This is a genomic window from Streptomyces sp. CNQ329, assembly GCF_000482585.1.
This window is the reverse complement of the sequence record NZ_AXVU01000017.1, coordinates 131,530-145,834: the sequence shown is the minus strand read 5'-3', so window position 1 is coordinate 145,834 and position 14,305 is coordinate 131,530. Positions and strand designations below refer to the sequence as shown.

Annotated in this window: 11 protein-coding genes; 4 read left to right on the top strand and 7 right to left on the bottom strand. The window is 73.4% G+C overall.

What is annotated here, in order from left to right:
• The 4 genes from I003_RS0114065 to I003_RS0114050 all read left to right on the top strand — a co-directional run.
• Window positions 1–954: nucleotide sugar dehydrogenase (locus tag I003_RS0114065; RefSeq protein WP_027772115.1), on the top strand; the 954-nt coding region annotated here is incomplete at its 5' end.
• A 55-nt stretch (window positions 955–1,009) separates the two neighbouring features.
• Window positions 1,010–2,452: a polysaccharide pyruvyl transferase family protein gene (locus I003_RS0114060; protein ID WP_027772114.1), complete on the top strand. Its 1,443-nt coding sequence runs from the start codon at window positions 1,010–1,012 to the stop codon at window positions 2,450–2,452.
• Window positions 2,452–3,522, top strand: a complete 1,071-nt coding sequence (locus tag I003_RS0114055; protein WP_027772113.1) for a hypothetical protein — start codon at window positions 2,452–2,454, stop codon at window positions 3,520–3,522. Before I003_RS0114060 ends, I003_RS0114055 begins: the two co-directional genes overlap by 1 nt.
• A 75-nt stretch (window positions 3,523–3,597) precedes the next feature.
• Window positions 3,598–4,329: an MBL fold metallo-hydrolase gene (locus tag I003_RS0114050; RefSeq protein ID WP_027772112.1), complete on the top strand. Its 732-nt coding sequence runs from the start codon at window positions 3,598–3,600 to the stop codon at window positions 4,327–4,329.
• A gap of 43 nt (window positions 4,330–4,372) precedes the next feature.
• On the opposite strand, the gene I003_RS0114045 is transcribed toward I003_RS0114050, so the two are convergent.
• The 7 genes from I003_RS0114045 to I003_RS0114015 form a co-directional block, all read right to left on the bottom strand.
• Window positions 4,373–4,975: a TetR family transcriptional regulator gene (locus tag I003_RS0114045; RefSeq protein ID WP_027772111.1), complete on the bottom strand. Its 603-nt coding sequence runs from the start codon at window positions 4,973–4,975 to the stop codon at window positions 4,373–4,375.
• A gap of 18 nt (window positions 4,976–4,993) precedes the next feature.
• On the bottom strand, window positions 4,994–6,277 hold the full coding sequence (locus I003_RS0114040; RefSeq protein WP_027772110.1) for a hypothetical protein: 1,284 nt from the start codon (window positions 6,275–6,277) through the stop codon (window positions 4,994–4,996).
• Window positions 6,277–6,756 (bottom strand): hypothetical protein, encoded by a 480-nt coding sequence (locus I003_RS0114035; RefSeq protein ID WP_027772109.1) that lies wholly within the window; start codon window positions 6,754–6,756, stop codon window positions 6,277–6,279. The genes I003_RS0114040 and I003_RS0114035 overlap by 1 nt, the downstream gene beginning before the upstream one ends.
• Window positions 6,753–8,885, bottom strand: a complete 2,133-nt coding sequence (locus I003_RS32195; protein ID WP_051368238.1) for a right-handed parallel beta-helix repeat-containing protein — start codon at window positions 8,883–8,885, stop codon at window positions 6,753–6,755. The genes I003_RS0114035 and I003_RS32195 overlap by 4 nt, the downstream gene beginning before the upstream one ends.
• Before the next feature lie 108 nt (window positions 8,886–8,993).
• A complete protein-coding gene (locus I003_RS0114025; protein WP_037720826.1) occupies window positions 8,994–9,896 on the bottom strand; it encodes a lysozyme in 903 nt (300 codons plus the stop codon).
• A gap of 365 nt (window positions 9,897–10,261) precedes the next feature.
• Window positions 10,262–12,118: an ABC transporter ATP-binding protein gene (locus tag I003_RS0114020; protein ID WP_027772107.1), complete on the bottom strand. Its 1,857-nt coding sequence runs from the start codon at window positions 12,116–12,118 to the stop codon at window positions 10,262–10,264.
• Window positions 12,115–14,073, bottom strand: a complete 1,959-nt coding sequence (locus tag I003_RS0114015) for an ABC transporter ATP-binding protein (protein ID WP_027772106.1) — start codon at window positions 14,071–14,073, stop codon at window positions 12,115–12,117. The genes I003_RS0114020 and I003_RS0114015 overlap by 4 nt, the downstream gene beginning before the upstream one ends.
• Window positions 14,074–14,305: the final 232 nt, after the last annotated feature.

Sequence of the window (14,305 nt, the reverse complement as noted above, 5' to 3'; positions counted from 1 at the left end):
GTGCCGGTGGGCTCCGCGGCCCGGCTGGCGCGCCGGCTGGCGGAGCTGGCCCCGGCGGGCGAGCAGGCGGAGCTGGCGTGGAACCCGGAGTTCCTGCGCGAGGGCTTCGCCGTCGAGGACACCCTGCGCCCCGACCGCATCGTCGTCGGTGTGGCGAGCGAGCGCGCGGAGGGACTGCTGCGGGAGGTGTACGCGGGGCCGGTCGGTAACGGTACGCCGTTCGTGGTCGCCGATTATCCGACCGCCGAGCTGGTGAAGACCTCCGCCAACGCCTTCCTCGCCACGAAGATCTCCTTCATCAACGCGATGGCCGAGATCTGCGAGGCGGCCGGCGGTGACGTCGTCAAGCTCGCCGAGGCCATCGGCTACGACGAGCGGATCGGCAAGAAGTTCCTGCGCGCCGGCATCGGGTTCGGCGGCGGCTGCCTGCCCAAGGACATCCGCGCCTTCATGGCCCGCGCCGGGGAACTCGGCGTGGACCAGGCGCTGACGTTCCTGCGCGAAGTCGACTCGATCAACATGCGCCGCCGCGCCCACATGGTCGAACTGGCCCGCGAAGCCTGCGGGGACACCTTCCTCGGACGCCGCATCGCCGTCCTGGGCGCGACGTTCAAGCCCGACTCCGACGACGTACGCGACTCCCCCGCACTCAACGTCGCCGGACAGATCCACCTCCAGGGCGGCCAGGTCACCGTCTACGACCCCAAGGGCACGGACAACGCCCGCCGCGAGTTCCCCACGCTGCGCTACGCGGACTCCGCCGAGGACGCGGTGCGCGGCGCGGACGTCGTGCTCCACCTCACCGAATGGAGCGAGTTCCGCCACCTCGACCCGCACCGGCTCGCCCGCGCCGCGGCCACCGCGTACCTCATCGACGGCCGCAACACCCTGGACCCGGCGCCGTGGCGCGCCGCGGGCTGGACCTTCCGCGCCATCGGCCGTCCCGCACTCTGAACCACTCCCGCACCACCACCGCAGTACCCCCACACGAAACGGAACCGCGCCCACCATGAAGCAGCTCCTTGTCCGCTCCGGTAAGAGCCCTTTCCACATTCCGACGCGGACAGAGGTCATCCAGCAGGACCTCATCGGCACCAACTCCGGGAACCTGGTGTTCAGCGACGCCACGCACAAGCTGCTCCAGGTTCCCGGCAGTGCCGAGGTCACCTCCAACGGCCTGAGGACGAACCACTCCAAGGAGCGCGCCGCGCAGATAAACGAGCAGTACGACGCCTTCGTCGTCCCGCTCGCCAACGCCTTCCGGCCGTCGTTCGAGCCCTCGCTCAACCGGCTCAGCAAACTCATCGAGCAGTTGAAGATCCCCGTCGTCGTCATCGGCGTCGGCGCCCAGGCGGGCACGGACTACGACACCGAGCGGCTGAAGGCCATCGAGCCGTCGGTCAAGCGGTTCATGAAGGCGGTGCTCAAGCGGTCCGCGTCCGTGGGCGTCCGCGGCGAGCTGACCGCCGACTACCTCAAGGAGCTCGGCTACAAGGGCAAGGAGGTCGACATCATCGGCTGCCCGTCGATGTTCCTCCACGGCGACACCTTCCCCGACATCCGGCACCCCGAGGGCGGCATCACCGACGCCTCCCGGATCGCGATCAACATCTCCCCGGGCGCCCCGAAGGTCGGCCCGATCGCGGAGATCGCGCAGCGCACGTACGAGCGGTTCGCCCACCTCACGTACTACGCGCAGAACCTCACCGACGCCGAACTGCTGCTCTGGGGCGACACCGGCGCCGAGAAGGGCGAGCCGGCCGAGCTGCCGAACCACGGGGCGCACGGCCTGCTGCGTGACGACAAGATGCGGCTGCCCACCGACCCGTACCGCTGGATGGCCGAACTGCGCGAGCACGACTTCGCGTTCGGCACCCGCATCCACGGCAACATCACCGCGCTGCTCGCCGGCACCCCCGCCGTCGTGCTCTGCCACGACTCGCGCACCCTCGAACTCTGCCGTTACTTCGGCATCCCGTACGAGATGCTCGCCGACCAGCCCGGGGACATGGACCCGGCGGCGCTGTACGAGAAGGCGGACTTCGCCGGGCTGCAGAACGGCCACCAGGAGCGCTGGGACCGGTTCGCGGCCTTCCTCGACCGCAACGGCCTGCAGAACACCTACACCCACGGCGACCGCGGCGCCGCCTTCGAAGAGCGCATGGCCGGCCTCGACCTGCCGCCCTCGATGCGGGTGTGGGACGGCTCCGACGACGGCGCCAACCGTTACCGCATCGCCTGGCTGCACGAGCGGGCCGAGAACGTCCGCAAGCGGCAGGACGCGGCGGCGCGCCGCATCGGCGAGCTGAAGGAGCACAACGAGGAGCTGACCGAGCAGGTCGGGCGGCTGGAGAAGCAGCTCGCCGCGCTGGAGCGGCGCGTCGCCGCCATGGACAAGGGATCGCTGGCCCGGCTCGGCCGGCTCGTCAGGGGCCGGGGCGGGCGGGGCTGATGACGCAGCGGCAGGGCGCGCTCCCGCCGGGGACCCGGCTGGTGCACATCGGGCCGCACAAGACCGGCACCACGACGCTGCAGGGGGCCTTCCACCGCGGCCGGCGCGCGCTGGCCGCCCACGGGGTGCGCTACGCCGGTGCCACGCGGCAGCCGGCGCACGCCGCCGCGGCGATCGCCGGCGGGACACCCGTGCACAGCCTGGAGGCGCCGAGCATGGCGCACTGGGAGAAGCTGTGCGCGGAGGTCGCCGGTGCGGGGCGGCGGCGCCGGGTCGTCGTCAGCAGCGAGCGGTTCGCCAACGCGGACGCCGGCGCGGCCAGGGCCGTGGTCGAGGGGCTCGGCGGGGACCGGGTGCACGTGGTGGTGACGCTGCGGCCGCTGACGAAGATCCTGCCGTCGCAGTGGCAGGAGTACATCAAGTCCGGCCACCACCACCCGTACGAGAAGTGGCTCGACGGCATGCTGCGCAGGCCGCCGTACCGCAGGCCGACGCCGTCCTTCTGGCGGCGGCACCGGCACGACGAACTGGTGGCGCGCTGGGCGCAGGCGGCCGGCACGGACAACCTCACGGTGGTCGTCGTCGACCAGGCCGACCCGCTGGCCCACCTGCGCGCCTTCGAAGGGCTGCTGGGGCTGCCGGACGGGCTGCTGGAGCCGGAGCAGGACGGGTTCGCCAACCGGTCGCTGACCGCCGGGGAGGTGGAACTGCTGCGGCTGGTGAACAGGGACCTGTCCAGGGCCGAACGCCCGGCGGCGGAACGCAAGCTGGTCCGCGAGGCACTGGTGCGCCACCTGCGCGCGGCGCACGCGCCGGCGGGCGCCGGCGAGCGGATCGCCACACCGGCGTGGGCGCGGCGGGCCGCGGCGGAGATCGGCGCGGAGATGGTGGCCGGCATCAGGAAGTCGGGGGTACGGGTGGTGGGTGATCTCGACGTGCTGGCGCCGGAAGTGGTTGCCGTGGACCCCGCGGATGCCGCTTCCCCGGCCGGCGCCGGGCCGTGCGTGCCGGTGGCCGCGGCGCTCGCGGCGGTGACGGGGGCGCTGCTGGCGGCGGCCGAGTCCCCGTAGCGCCGGGCTCCGCGGCGCGACCCGGCATGGAGTCCGGGGCCGGGATCTGTTGGCCGGGGGAGAGGGAGGCGGGAGATGACCGGGGCACTGCAGGGGCTGGTGCGGATCACGGAGCGGGTGTGGCTGTGGCCGCACCACCCCGATCCGGACCGGGTGCAGGCCGGTGTCGGGGTGATCGCCGGCGACGACGGATGCCTGCTCGTCGACGCGGGCCAGAGCCCGGCGCTGGCCCGCCGGATCCGCAACGCCCTGGGCGGCGCGGGCCTGCCGCGGGCGCGGCGTCTGGTCTACACCCACCACCACTGGGACCACGTCTGGGGTGCGCAGGAGTGGAACGTCCCGGTGACCGCGCACGAGCTGACGGCGGACGCACTGCGCGCGGAGGCGGAGAAGCCGTGGTCACAGGCGTATGCAGAGGCCGAGATGGCGCGTGATGCGCGGCTGGTTCCCAGCTACACCGCCCGCTTGCGCGCCCTGGCGGAGGACGGCTGGGACGCCCTGCGCATCGTGCCGCCCGACGAGACGTTCACCGCCCGGCACCCCCTCCGGCTCGGGGGCGTGACGGTGGAACTGCGGCACGTCGGCGGCGGCCACGCGGCGGACTCGACCGTGGTGGCCGTCCCGTCGGAGGGCGTCCTGTTCGTCGGCGACTGCTTCTACCCGCCGCCGTACCACCTGCGGGAGGCGGGTGCGGGGCCGGACCTGGCGCTGGCGCGCGGGCTGGTGAGCGGGGAGTTCGAGTGGTACGTGGAGAGCCACGACGCACCGCGGCGCCCGGAGGAGGTGAAGGCGGCCCTGGGGGGCTGACCCCGCTGCCGGGTCCGCCCCCTCGAAGGAGGGCCCGGCGGGTTCACCCGGGGGACGGCCCCGGGTCCAGCGTGCGCGACAGATACGCGTGCAGCAGCGTCCGTGTCTCCGCCAGCAGCGCCGCCTCCCCCTCCGGGTCCGTACGGAAGGCGAGTTGGAGCACCGCGTCGGCAGCCTCGACCGCCACCAGGCAGGAGCGCTGGAGCGCCGCCGTCACCGGCAGGGACAGCCGCTCCGCGAGGATGTCGCAGAGCCGGGCGGCGACCGGGTCGTTGGCCTCGAAGTCGACCTGTGCGAAGCCCGGGACCGTACGCATCATCGCGACGTACTCCGCCAGCATCGAGTCCAGGATGCCCCGCCAGCCCGCCTGCGGGGGCTCGGCGGCCAGCCGCCGGGTGATGCGGGAGGTGAAGTCGTCGAGGTTGCGGGCGGCGAGGGCGTCGGCGAGCGCGCGCTTGTTGGGGAAGAAGCGGTACACCGAGCCGATGGGCACGCCCGCGCGGTCCGCGACGGCGCTGGTCGTCAGGTCCTCGTAGCCGGTCTCGTCGAGGAGTTCCGCGCAGGCGTCGAGGATCCGGGCCAGCCGCTCGGCGCTGCGCTGCTGGACGGGGGTGCGGCGGAGGGAGGGGGTGCTCACATCGTCCATGGTGCCGGACCTCCGGTGCTACGCGGCCAGCAGGAGGGTCAGCCCGCCGGCCGTGTAGCAGACCATCAGCGCGAGCAGGGGCAGTTGGCCGGCGACCGCGCGGGCGGGCGGGAAGAGCCGGACGGCGCGGTCGTGGGCGGCGACGACGCCCAGGACGTGGCCGGTGACGACGGCGGTGACCTGGAGCGCGGCGAGGCCGCCGGGGGTCAGCGGAGGGCTCGCCGGGGGCGGGTCGTCGGTGCCGGAGGCGATCGTGAGCGTACGCGGGCCCTCGGTGACGAAGAGCGTGAAGTAGTGGGCCACGAGGTAGCCGAGGGCGATCGGCAGCAGGGAGTGGGCGAAGGCGGACAGCGGATGGGCCAGGCGCCCGGAGAGCAGGCGGACGGCCGCCGCGCAGCCGGCGTACAGCACGGCGACGAGGGCGACGGCGGCGAGCAGGCCGAGCGTGGCGGTGGCGGGGCGGCCGAGCGAGGAGGTCTGCAGGGTGTCGATCCAGGAAGGGGCGGCGGAGAAGCCGTCGTAGGCGGTGGAGCCGAGGAGGACGCACAGGACGGCGGTCAGCCCCGGGAGGGCCGGGGTGGCGTCGAGGCCGGCGAGGGGGGAGCGCACGACGAGCACGCCGTCGGCGGGCCGGCGGCCGACGGGGGCCAGCCGCGCGAGCAGCCCGCTGTACGCCTCGAAGGGGTCGCAGTGCGCGAACCAGCGGTCGCCGTGGACCGCCGCGCCGGTGAGGTGGACGGCGGCGTGGGCGGTGAGGAAAACCGACAGGGCTGCGGTGGCGGCCGGTTCCGGGGCGGCCAGCTCCAGCCAGGTGAACGCCAGCAGCCCGGCTGCGGCGGGCCGGTGACCGAGCCGCGCGGGCAGCGGCCGGCCCGCGGCGGGGTCGCGGCCCAGGGCGCGGCAGGCGAGGGCGTGGAGCGTACGCAACGGGTTGAGCAGGCGCCAGACGGGGCCGAAGAGGAGGGAGGCGGGGACGAGGCCGACCCAGAGGAGCACGTAGATCGCACCGGGCGCGGGGTTGCGGGCGGGGTCGTCGGGGCCGAGGAGCAGGTGGCCGGCGACGAACGCGGCGGCGGCGAGTCCGGCGCCCGCGGCGGCGCGGCGCAGGGCGGGCGCCGCGGCGAGGCGCTGCACCGCCGGGGGCAGAGGGCGCCCCGCGGTGGCACCGGCGTAGCGGGGCTGCGGCCAGAGGAGGCCGAGGGCGAGGAAGGAGACGAGCAGGGCGGCCAAGCCGCCGGCGTAGGCGTAGAAGGCGGGTATCGGCAGGTCCTGGGTGCCGCCGACGCCGTGGGCGAGCGGCATCAGCGGACCATGAGCTGGGTGAGGACGAGGCCGGAGCCGTGTGTCTCGACGTCGAACAGCCCGGCGTGGTCCGCGGTGAACGTCAGCTCGGCGGGCTCGCCGGCGGGCAGTTCCGCCCTGGCGTCGTAGCCGTGGACGTGGAGTTCGTCGCCGGTGTCGCTGGTGACGAGGAGGGTCACGCGCTCGCCGAGCCCCACCTCGACGCGTCCGGGGGCGGGGGTGACCTTCCCGTCCCGTACGGCGATCTCGACGGTGGTGCCGGAGCCCGCGCCCACGTCTGCGTCCGAGCCGTCGGCGCCCCGGTCGGGCACGTCGGTGGCGGGAGGGACGGACCCGGTGGCCACCTCGTGCCCGGTGCCGGGCTCGTGGTGGGTGCCGCCCCGGGCGCAGCCGGCACCGGCGAGGGCGCCCGCCAGCAGCACGACGGCGGCCAGCCGGGCGGCGGGGGCGGCGGCGGGGGAGAGGAAGCGGCGGCTCATGCGAGACCGGCCTCCGGAGAGGGACGACCCCCGCGCCCCGGCCGGGGCTCCGTTGCGTGCTCCGTCGTCGCCCCCTCCACCGAACCCGTCGCCGAACCCGCCTGCGGGTCCGCCGCCTCCGCACGTCCGGTCACGGCGATCACCGCCCAGATCACCCACACCAGCCCCAGCAGTGTCCGCAGCCAGGCGGGGCTCAGCGGGATCCACGGAATCAGCAGCACCGACTTGTCGAAGGCGTCCAGCAGCGTCAGCACCCCCATCGCCACGGTGACCCCTGTGAACCCCGGCCGGCCGGGGATCAGCCGGGTCCGCAGCCGCAGTCCGGTCGCCGTCCACCAGGCACCCGTCAGTACCAGGGCGAGGACCGGCACCCACGTGTGCGCGTACGAGCCCGCCGACCCCACCACGTCGAGCACCAGCCCCGCCGCCCCCGCCACCGCGGCGCCCGCGGCCACCGCGTCGCGCCGCAGCAGCCGCCACCACAGCACCCCGCCGACGAGCCCGAGCACCACCGCCACGGCCAGCGCGATCTGCACCTCGATCCGCTCGATGCCCCGCGCCCCGTACCAGTCGCACCCCGCGGGCAGCTTCCGCGCCTTGACGTCGTACTCCGCGCACACCAGCAACTGCGCCAGCTTCACCGGCTCGCCGACGATCCGGTCCGAGCCGCCCGAGTCGTCGCCCGGCCGCGGGCCGCACTCCGGCAGCGTGCGCGGGTTGCTCGCCCCCGCGTCCCCCTGCCAGCAGTTCCCCTCGCCCTGCCCGTCCCACCACACGTCGGTCTTGTTGGGCCGCTCGTTGCCCGCCCTGTCGACGCCGAGGTGGTTGTCCGCGTAGCGGTTGTGGTGCGAGGTGTCGAGCTGCTTGCCGAGCGCGCCCTCGCCGCGGATGAACGCGGGGACGGCGCTGAGGTAGAACGCCGCGCGCTGGTGCCCGTAGATCCAGTTGTCCCGGTAGATGTTCCAGTTGCCGCCCGCGGTGATGACGCCGGTCCCGGGCGGCATGGATATCTGCGGGCAGACCACGCCCTTCTCGTAGCCGCGTTCCGCGGGCGGCTCGGCGCAGGTGCCGTCGGCGACGTACGGGTAGTAGTTCTGGTTGTTGTCGTGGATGAGGTTCCGCTCGAACTTCGCGTGGTTCTGCGGCAGGCCGGGGTGCCCGGGGAAGGCGCTGTCCATCGAGGCGCCGCCCATGTTGTGGTCGAACTCGTTGTCGTGCACCCACACGGAGTCGCCCGCGGTGCCGGAGTAGCCGACCATGTTGTGGTGGCTGCGGCAGCCGGTGATCTCGATGGCGTAGCGGGGGACGTCGTAGCCGCGGCCGTCGTTGATGTCGGAGGCGCTGCCCGGGTAGATACCGGAATCGCCGTTGCCGTACGACTCGCAGTCGCGGTAGAGGCCGTGGTCGGAGGCGAAGGTGAGGAACCCGTACTCGTCGTTCCACCGGGTGAGCACGTCGTCGATGACGAAGCCGTCCGCGGCCAGCACGTACAGCGAGTTGAACGTGGAGCGCTGGGCGGTGAAGTTGCGGAAGTAGACGCCGTCGGCGGAGTCCGCGCGGATGACGTTGAGCTTGCGGTACTGGCCGTCGATGACGACATCGCCGCGGTCCGCGCCGGTGCCCTCGATCTGCAGGTCCCGCTTGCCCATGATCGCGACGAGGTTCTGGTTGTGCGGGCAGCGCTTCTGCTGTGCGTACGACAGGATCTGGTACCCGAAGTCGGACTGCGGCGCCTTCAGCCGCGCGCAGGCCCCGGTGGGCTCGGGCCGGCTGGGCTCCTCCAGATAGACGCCGGGCAGCACGGCGATGGTCATCCCGGGTGCGTCCACGGCGTCGACGGCCTGCTGCAGGTGCGCGTAACCGCGTGCGCGGCAGCGCTCGTAGAGCCGGAGGTTGCGCTCGCGCAGCCGGGCGGGGAAGTCGGCGATGCGCGCCTCGAAGTCCGCCCGGCCGGGCTTGCAGACCAGCAGGTCGGGTTCCTCGTCGCGGTAGGCCGGCACGCTGCCGGCGCCGTCGGGGAACTCGACGGGGCGCTCCTCGTGCGCGGCGGCGGGGGCGGTGGTGAGCAGCAGCGCGCCCAGTGCGGCGAGCGGGAGAAGGGCCGTTCGGACCTTACGCGTCCACGACATGCCGGAAGAGTAGAGCAACTTTCATCTTTTGTGACCCCTCGCGTACGGGCCACGCGGAAGGGGCCGGCCGCAGGCCGGCCGGCCCCTTCGTCGCCTGCCGTCCCGGGGTTACGCGGTGTTGTTGGCCAGCGCCAGCAGCCGGTCACGGCTGCCGTTGAACTTGTCCCGGTCGACGTTGCCGGAGATGCCGCTCACCCGGCCGGTGCTCGTGTACTGCCACACCGTGTAGAAGGGAAAGCCGCTCGGCAGCGACGGGCTGTGCGCGGAGGTCCAGTGCGCGACCCACAGCGGGCTGCGCGTGGACATGCCGCTCCAGTTGCCGGTGCAGGTGTTCCACCAGCTCGGGCTGGTGTAGATGACGATGTCGCGGCTGGTCCTGGACTTGTAGGTGTTGTAGAAGTCGAGGATCCAGTTGCGCATCGCCGTCTGGGAGAGCCCGTAGCACGTCGCGCCGGAGGGGTTGGACTCGATGTCCAGCACGCCGGGCAGGGTCAGGTTGTCCCGGGACCAGGCGCCGCCGTTGGAGGCGAAGAAGTTGGCCTGGGTCGCGCCGCTGGAGGAGTTCGGCCGGGCGAAGTGGTAGGCGCCCCGGATGACCCCGGCGCGGTAGGCGGCGGGGTAGTTGGTGTTGAACGAGGGGTCCCGGTAGGTCGTGCCCTCGGTCGCCTTCATCCAGGCGAACTGGATCCCGGCGCTGCGCACCGACGACCAGTTGATGCTGCCCTGCCAGTGGGAGACGTCGATCCCCTGCACGCCGCTGGTGTGGTCCATCGGGCTGACGTCGGGGGAGGACTGCTCCGCGTCGACCCCCATGCCCATGTAGGCGTGGCCCAGCGGCACGGGGTTCTTCTTCTGTGCGTCGGCACCGTCCGCGGGCGCGGACGCGGCCGACGGCGTGGTGAGCCCCGCCACCAGGGCGAGGGACGCGCCGAGGACGACGGCGGCGCCGGCGCGGGCGCGGCCGGCGCGGCGGGAGAAGAGGCGGTGGGTCAGTGATCTGTTCAAGTGCATCGCGGCCTCCTGGCACTCGTGTGCTCTGTGGGGGTGGGGAGAGGCGGTGCTGGTGCTGCTGTACGGACAGACCGGTGTTCTGATGCGAACACGACAAGAGTGACGCATAGGAAAGCCTGCCTGAAAAGGGGGAACCGCCACCCTTTATGGTCCAGTCCAGTGACGCGTGCGCTGAGCTGCGGTTACCGGAGAGGAAATTATCAACTTTCATGGTGTGAAAGCTGAAACGAAGAATAGCATTTTGGTCACGGAGCGTGCCAAAGTAGACACGCTGTGCACCCGCACGGTCATCTCCGGTCGGCCCGACCGCGAACCGCGCACCCCGCCCGGCACGTTGGCGCGGGCACCGCGGTCCCGGCCGGAGCTCAGATCGTGCTGTCCTGCCACGCCTGGTGCAGCGCCGCGAAGCGGCCCCGGTCGGCGATCAGGGCGGCCGGCGGGCCGTCCTCGACGATGCGGCCCCGGGACATCACCAGCACGCGGTCCGCGATCTCCACCGTCGACAGGCGGTGGGCGATGACGACCGCCGTCCGGCCGCGCAGCACCGTGTGCATCGCCTGCTGCACCGCCTGCTCGCCCGGGATGTCCAGCGACGAGGTGGCCTCGTCGAGGATGAGGACCGCCGGGTCCGCCAGCAGCGCGCGGGCGAACGCGACCAACTGGCGCTGGCCCGCCGAGATCCGGCCGCCGCGCTTGCGCACGTCGGTGTCGTAGCCGTCCGGGAGCGCCGTGATGAACTCGTGGGCGCCCAGCGCCTTCGCCGCCGCCTCGATCTCCCCGCGGGTCGCGTCCGGGCGGCCGATCGCGATGTTCTCCGCCACCGTGCCCGAGAACAGGAACGCCTCCTGCGTGACCATCACCACCGCGCGCCGCAGCTCGGGGTTCGCGATGTCCCGCAGGTCCACCCCGTCCAGCAGCACCCGCCCCACGCTCGGGTCGTAGAACCGCGCCAGCAGCTTGGCCAGGGTGGACTTCCCCGCACCCGTCGCGCCGACGACGGCGACCGTCTGCCCGGCCGGCACGGTCAGGTCGAAGCGGGGCAGCACCTCGCCGCCCGTACGATAGGAAAAACCGACTCCCGCGAAACGCACCTCCCGGCCCGGCATCCCCTCCGCGCGCGCCGGCAGCGAGCGCGGCTTTGCCGGCTCGGCGACACCCGGCCGCTGCGCCAGCAGCCCGGCGATCTTCTGCAGCGACGCCGCCGCCGACTGGTAGGAGTTGAGGAACATGCCGAGCCGGTCGATCGGGTCGTACAGCCGCCGCAGATACAGCACCGCCGCGGCCAGCACACCCAGCGCGAGATCGTCCTGCGCCACCCGGTACGCGCCCCACAGCACGATCACCGCCACGAAGAAGTTCGCGGTCAGCCGGGAGGAGACGACGTAACGGGCCATCTCCAGGATGGAGTCGCCGTTGACCCGCTCGTGGTGCCCGTTGAGCCGGTCGAAGTCCTCGTCGTTCGCACGCTCCCGGCGGAACGCCTGCACGGGCCGGATGCCGTTCATCGTCTCGACGAACTTCACGATCACCCGGGCGATCGCCGTCGACCGTTTGGTGTAGATCCTGATCGAACGCCGCTGGAAGTTGCGGATCAGCGCGTACAGCGGCACGAACGACAGCAGCGCCGCCCCGCCCAGCCCCAGATCCAGCCAGAGCAGCAGCGCGGCGATGTACACCACCTGGAGCACCACGACGATCAGCTCCTGCAGCCCCTCGCTCAGCAGCTCGCGCAGCGACTCGACGTCGCTCGTGGAGCGGGAGATGAGCCGGCCGGAGGTGTAGCGGTCGTGGAAGTCGACGTCGAGGGCCTGCGCGTGGCGGAAGATACGGCCGCGCAGGTCGAGCAGCACGTCCTGGTTGATGCGCGCGGCGGCCCGCACGAACGTGTACTGGAGCAGCCCGGAGGCCAGCGCGCAGAGGGCGTACGCGATGCCGACGGCGATCAGCGGGCCGTGGTCGTCGCGCCGCAGCGCGGGCACGGCGCGGTCGATGGCGTACGCGACGAGCAGCGGCCCGGCCTGGACGGCGGCCTGCTGCAACAGGATCAGCACGGTCGCGGCGGCGACCCCGCGGCGGTGCGGGGCGAGCAGGGAGCCCAGCAGCGAGCGGGACGCCCCCTCGGGCGCGGGCAGCAGATCCTGGTCGAACGGGTCGCTCCGCGGGTGCGGCCGGTCGTCGTCCGGCTCCTCGCCGCCGGGTCTCTCCGTGACCGTCGCCGTCATCGCCGCTCCCCCTCGTCCCCGTGCGCGGCCCCGGCCGCGTCCTGCGCCTGTTCCTCCGTCACGCCGGCCATCAGCGCGCGGTACTCCGCACTGCCGTGCAGCAGTTCGTCGTGCGTGCCCACCGCCGCGATCCGGCCGCCCGACAGCAGCGCCACCCGGTCCGCGAGCAGCACCGTCGACGGCCGGTGGGCGACCACCAGCGCCGTGGTCGTCGCCAGCACGCGCCGCAGCGCCGCCTCGACCAGCGCCTCGGTGTGCACGTCGAGCGCCGACAGCGGATCGTCGAGCACGAGGAAGCGCGGCCGGCCCACGATCGCCCGCGCCAGGGCGAGACGCTGCCGCTGTCCGCCGGAGAGGCTGAGCCCCTGCTCGCCGACCTCCGTGCGGTGGCCGTCGGGCAGCCGGTGCACGAAATCGGCCTGCGCGACGTCCAACGCCCGCAGCAGGTCGTGCTCTTCGGCCTCGTACGAGCCCATGAGCACGTTCTCCCCGGCGGTGGCGGAGAAGAGCGTCGGCTCCTCGAACGCCACGGCCACCAGCTCGCGCAGGTCGCCGCGGGACAGGGCGGTGATGTCGCGGCCGTCGAGGCTGATGCGCCCGGCGGTCGGTTCGTACAGCCGCGGGACGAGCGCGGTGAGGGTGGTCTTGCCGCTGCCGGTGGCGCCGACGAGGGCGAGGGTCTCGCCGGAACGCACGTGCAGGTCGACGCCGTCGAGCACGGGCGCGGCGTCCCGGCCGGCGTCGGGGTGGCGGAAGACGACCCCGGAGAAGCGGATGCCGTCCGCCGCGCCGGGCGGGGGCGCGGTGTGCTGCGGGGGGACGGAGGCGGCCGGGGCGGCCGGCCCCGCCGCCGTGCCCGCGGCGGCCCCGCGGTCGGCCGCGTCGGCCGCGGGCTCGTCCATCACCTCGAAGTAGCGGTCCGCGGCCGTCGCCGCCTCGTTGCACATCGCCAGCAGAAACCCGATCGACTCCACCGGCCAGCGCAGCGCCATCGCCGTGGACAGGAACGCCACCAGCGTCCCCGCCGACAGGTCCCCGTCCGCGACCTGCACCGTGCCCAGCACCAGCGCCGCGCCGATCGCCAGCTCCGGCAGCGTCATGATCAGCGCCCAGATCCCGGCCAGCAGCCGCGCCTTGTGCAGCTCGGTGCCGCGCAGCTCGTGGGTCAGCCGCCGGAACGCCTGCGCCTGGCTGCGGTGCCGGCCGAAGCCCTTGACGATGCGGATGCCGAGCACCGCCTCCTCGACCACCGTCGTCAGGTCGCCGACCTGGTCCTGCGCCCGGCGCGCGGCGCCGAAGAAGCGCCGCTCGAAGGCCGAGCAGAGCGCCACCAGCGGGATCACCGGCGCCAGCAGCACCAGACCGAGCGTCCACTCCTGGGCCAGCAGGACCGCGCAGCCGACCGCGATGGTCGTGCCGTTGACGACCAGGAACGTCAGCGGGAAGGCCAGGAACATCCGGATGAGCTGGAGGTCCGTCGTCCCGCGGGAGAGCAGTTGGCCCGAGGCCCAGCGGTCGTGGAAGGCGACCGGCAGCCGCTGCAGATGCCGGTACAGACTGGCCCGCATCGCCGCCTCCACCCCGGCCAGCGGGCGCGCCACCAGCCAGCGGCGGAAGCCGAAGAGCGCGGCCTCCGCGATGCCGAGGGCGAGGATCAGCAGCCCGCCGAGCCACACGCCCGCCGGGTCGCGGCCGGCCACCGGGCCGTCCACGAGCCACTTGAGCACCAGCGGGATCACCAGCCCGATACAGGACGCGACGATCGCCACGCCGGCCGCCGAGAACAGGCGCACCCGCACCGGGCGGACGTACGGCCACAGCCGCAGCAGCGAACGGACCGCGGAGCGGTCCTTCTCGCCGCCCGGCGGCCGTTCTTCGAGGCCGGGGCGGGTGCCGGGGGCGGGCGGGGAGTCGGCGGGATCGGGATCTTCGGTGTGTACGGCGGCGGCAGGCATCGTCCACGAGCCTACGTAAGGGCAGGCCGGGCACTCACCCCGTTTTCCCTTCTCCCGGCATGCCCGGACTGCCGGGCACGCCGCCCTCCGTCAGCAGGGTCTCCGCTTTGCCGCCCCTCACGCTCCGGAACGCCCTCGCCGCCCCGGACACCGCCCTCGCCCCGGCACCGTGCCCCCGCGTGATCAGCCCCGGCGGCGAGCGCGACGGGCGCCGTCATCGCGCCGGGCCGGG

What these genes read in the sequence shown, in the direction of transcription:
- I003_RS0114050 (WP_027772112.1), top strand. Translation starts at nt 3,598, where the DNA reads ATGACCGGGGCACTGCAGGGGCTGGTGCGGATCACGGAGCGGGTGTGG.
- I003_RS0114045 (WP_027772111.1), bottom strand. Translation starts at nt 4,975, where the DNA reads ATGGACGATGTGAGCACCCCCTCCCTCCGCCGCACCCCCGTCCAGCAG.
- I003_RS0114020 (WP_027772107.1), bottom strand. Translation starts at nt 12,118, where the DNA reads ATGACGGCGACGGTCACGGAGAGACCCGGCGGCGAGGAGCCGGACGAC.
- I003_RS0114015 (WP_027772106.1), bottom strand. Translation starts at nt 14,073, where the DNA reads ATGCCTGCCGCCGCCGTACACACCGAAGATCCCGATCCCGCCGACTCC.
- I003_RS0114055 (WP_027772113.1), top strand. Translation starts at nt 2,452, where the DNA reads ATGACGCAGCGGCAGGGCGCGCTCCCGCCGGGGACCCGGCTGGTGCAC.
- I003_RS32195 (WP_051368238.1), bottom strand. Translation starts at nt 8,885, where the DNA reads ATGTCGTGGACGCGTAAGGTCCGAACGGCCCTTCTCCCGCTCGCCGCA.
- I003_RS0114040 (WP_027772110.1), bottom strand. Translation starts at nt 6,277, where the DNA reads ATGCCGCTCGCCCACGGCGTCGGCGGCACCCAGGACCTGCCGATACCC.
- I003_RS0114060 (WP_027772114.1), top strand. Translation starts at nt 1,010, where the DNA reads ATGAAGCAGCTCCTTGTCCGCTCCGGTAAGAGCCCTTTCCACATTCCG.
- I003_RS0114035 (WP_027772109.1), bottom strand. Translation starts at nt 6,756, where the DNA reads ATGAGCCGCCGCTTCCTCTCCCCCGCCGCCGCCCCCGCCGCCCGGCTG.
- I003_RS0114025 (WP_037720826.1), bottom strand. Translation starts at nt 9,896, where the DNA reads ATGCACTTGAACAGATCACTGACCCACCGCCTCTTCTCCCGCCGCGCC.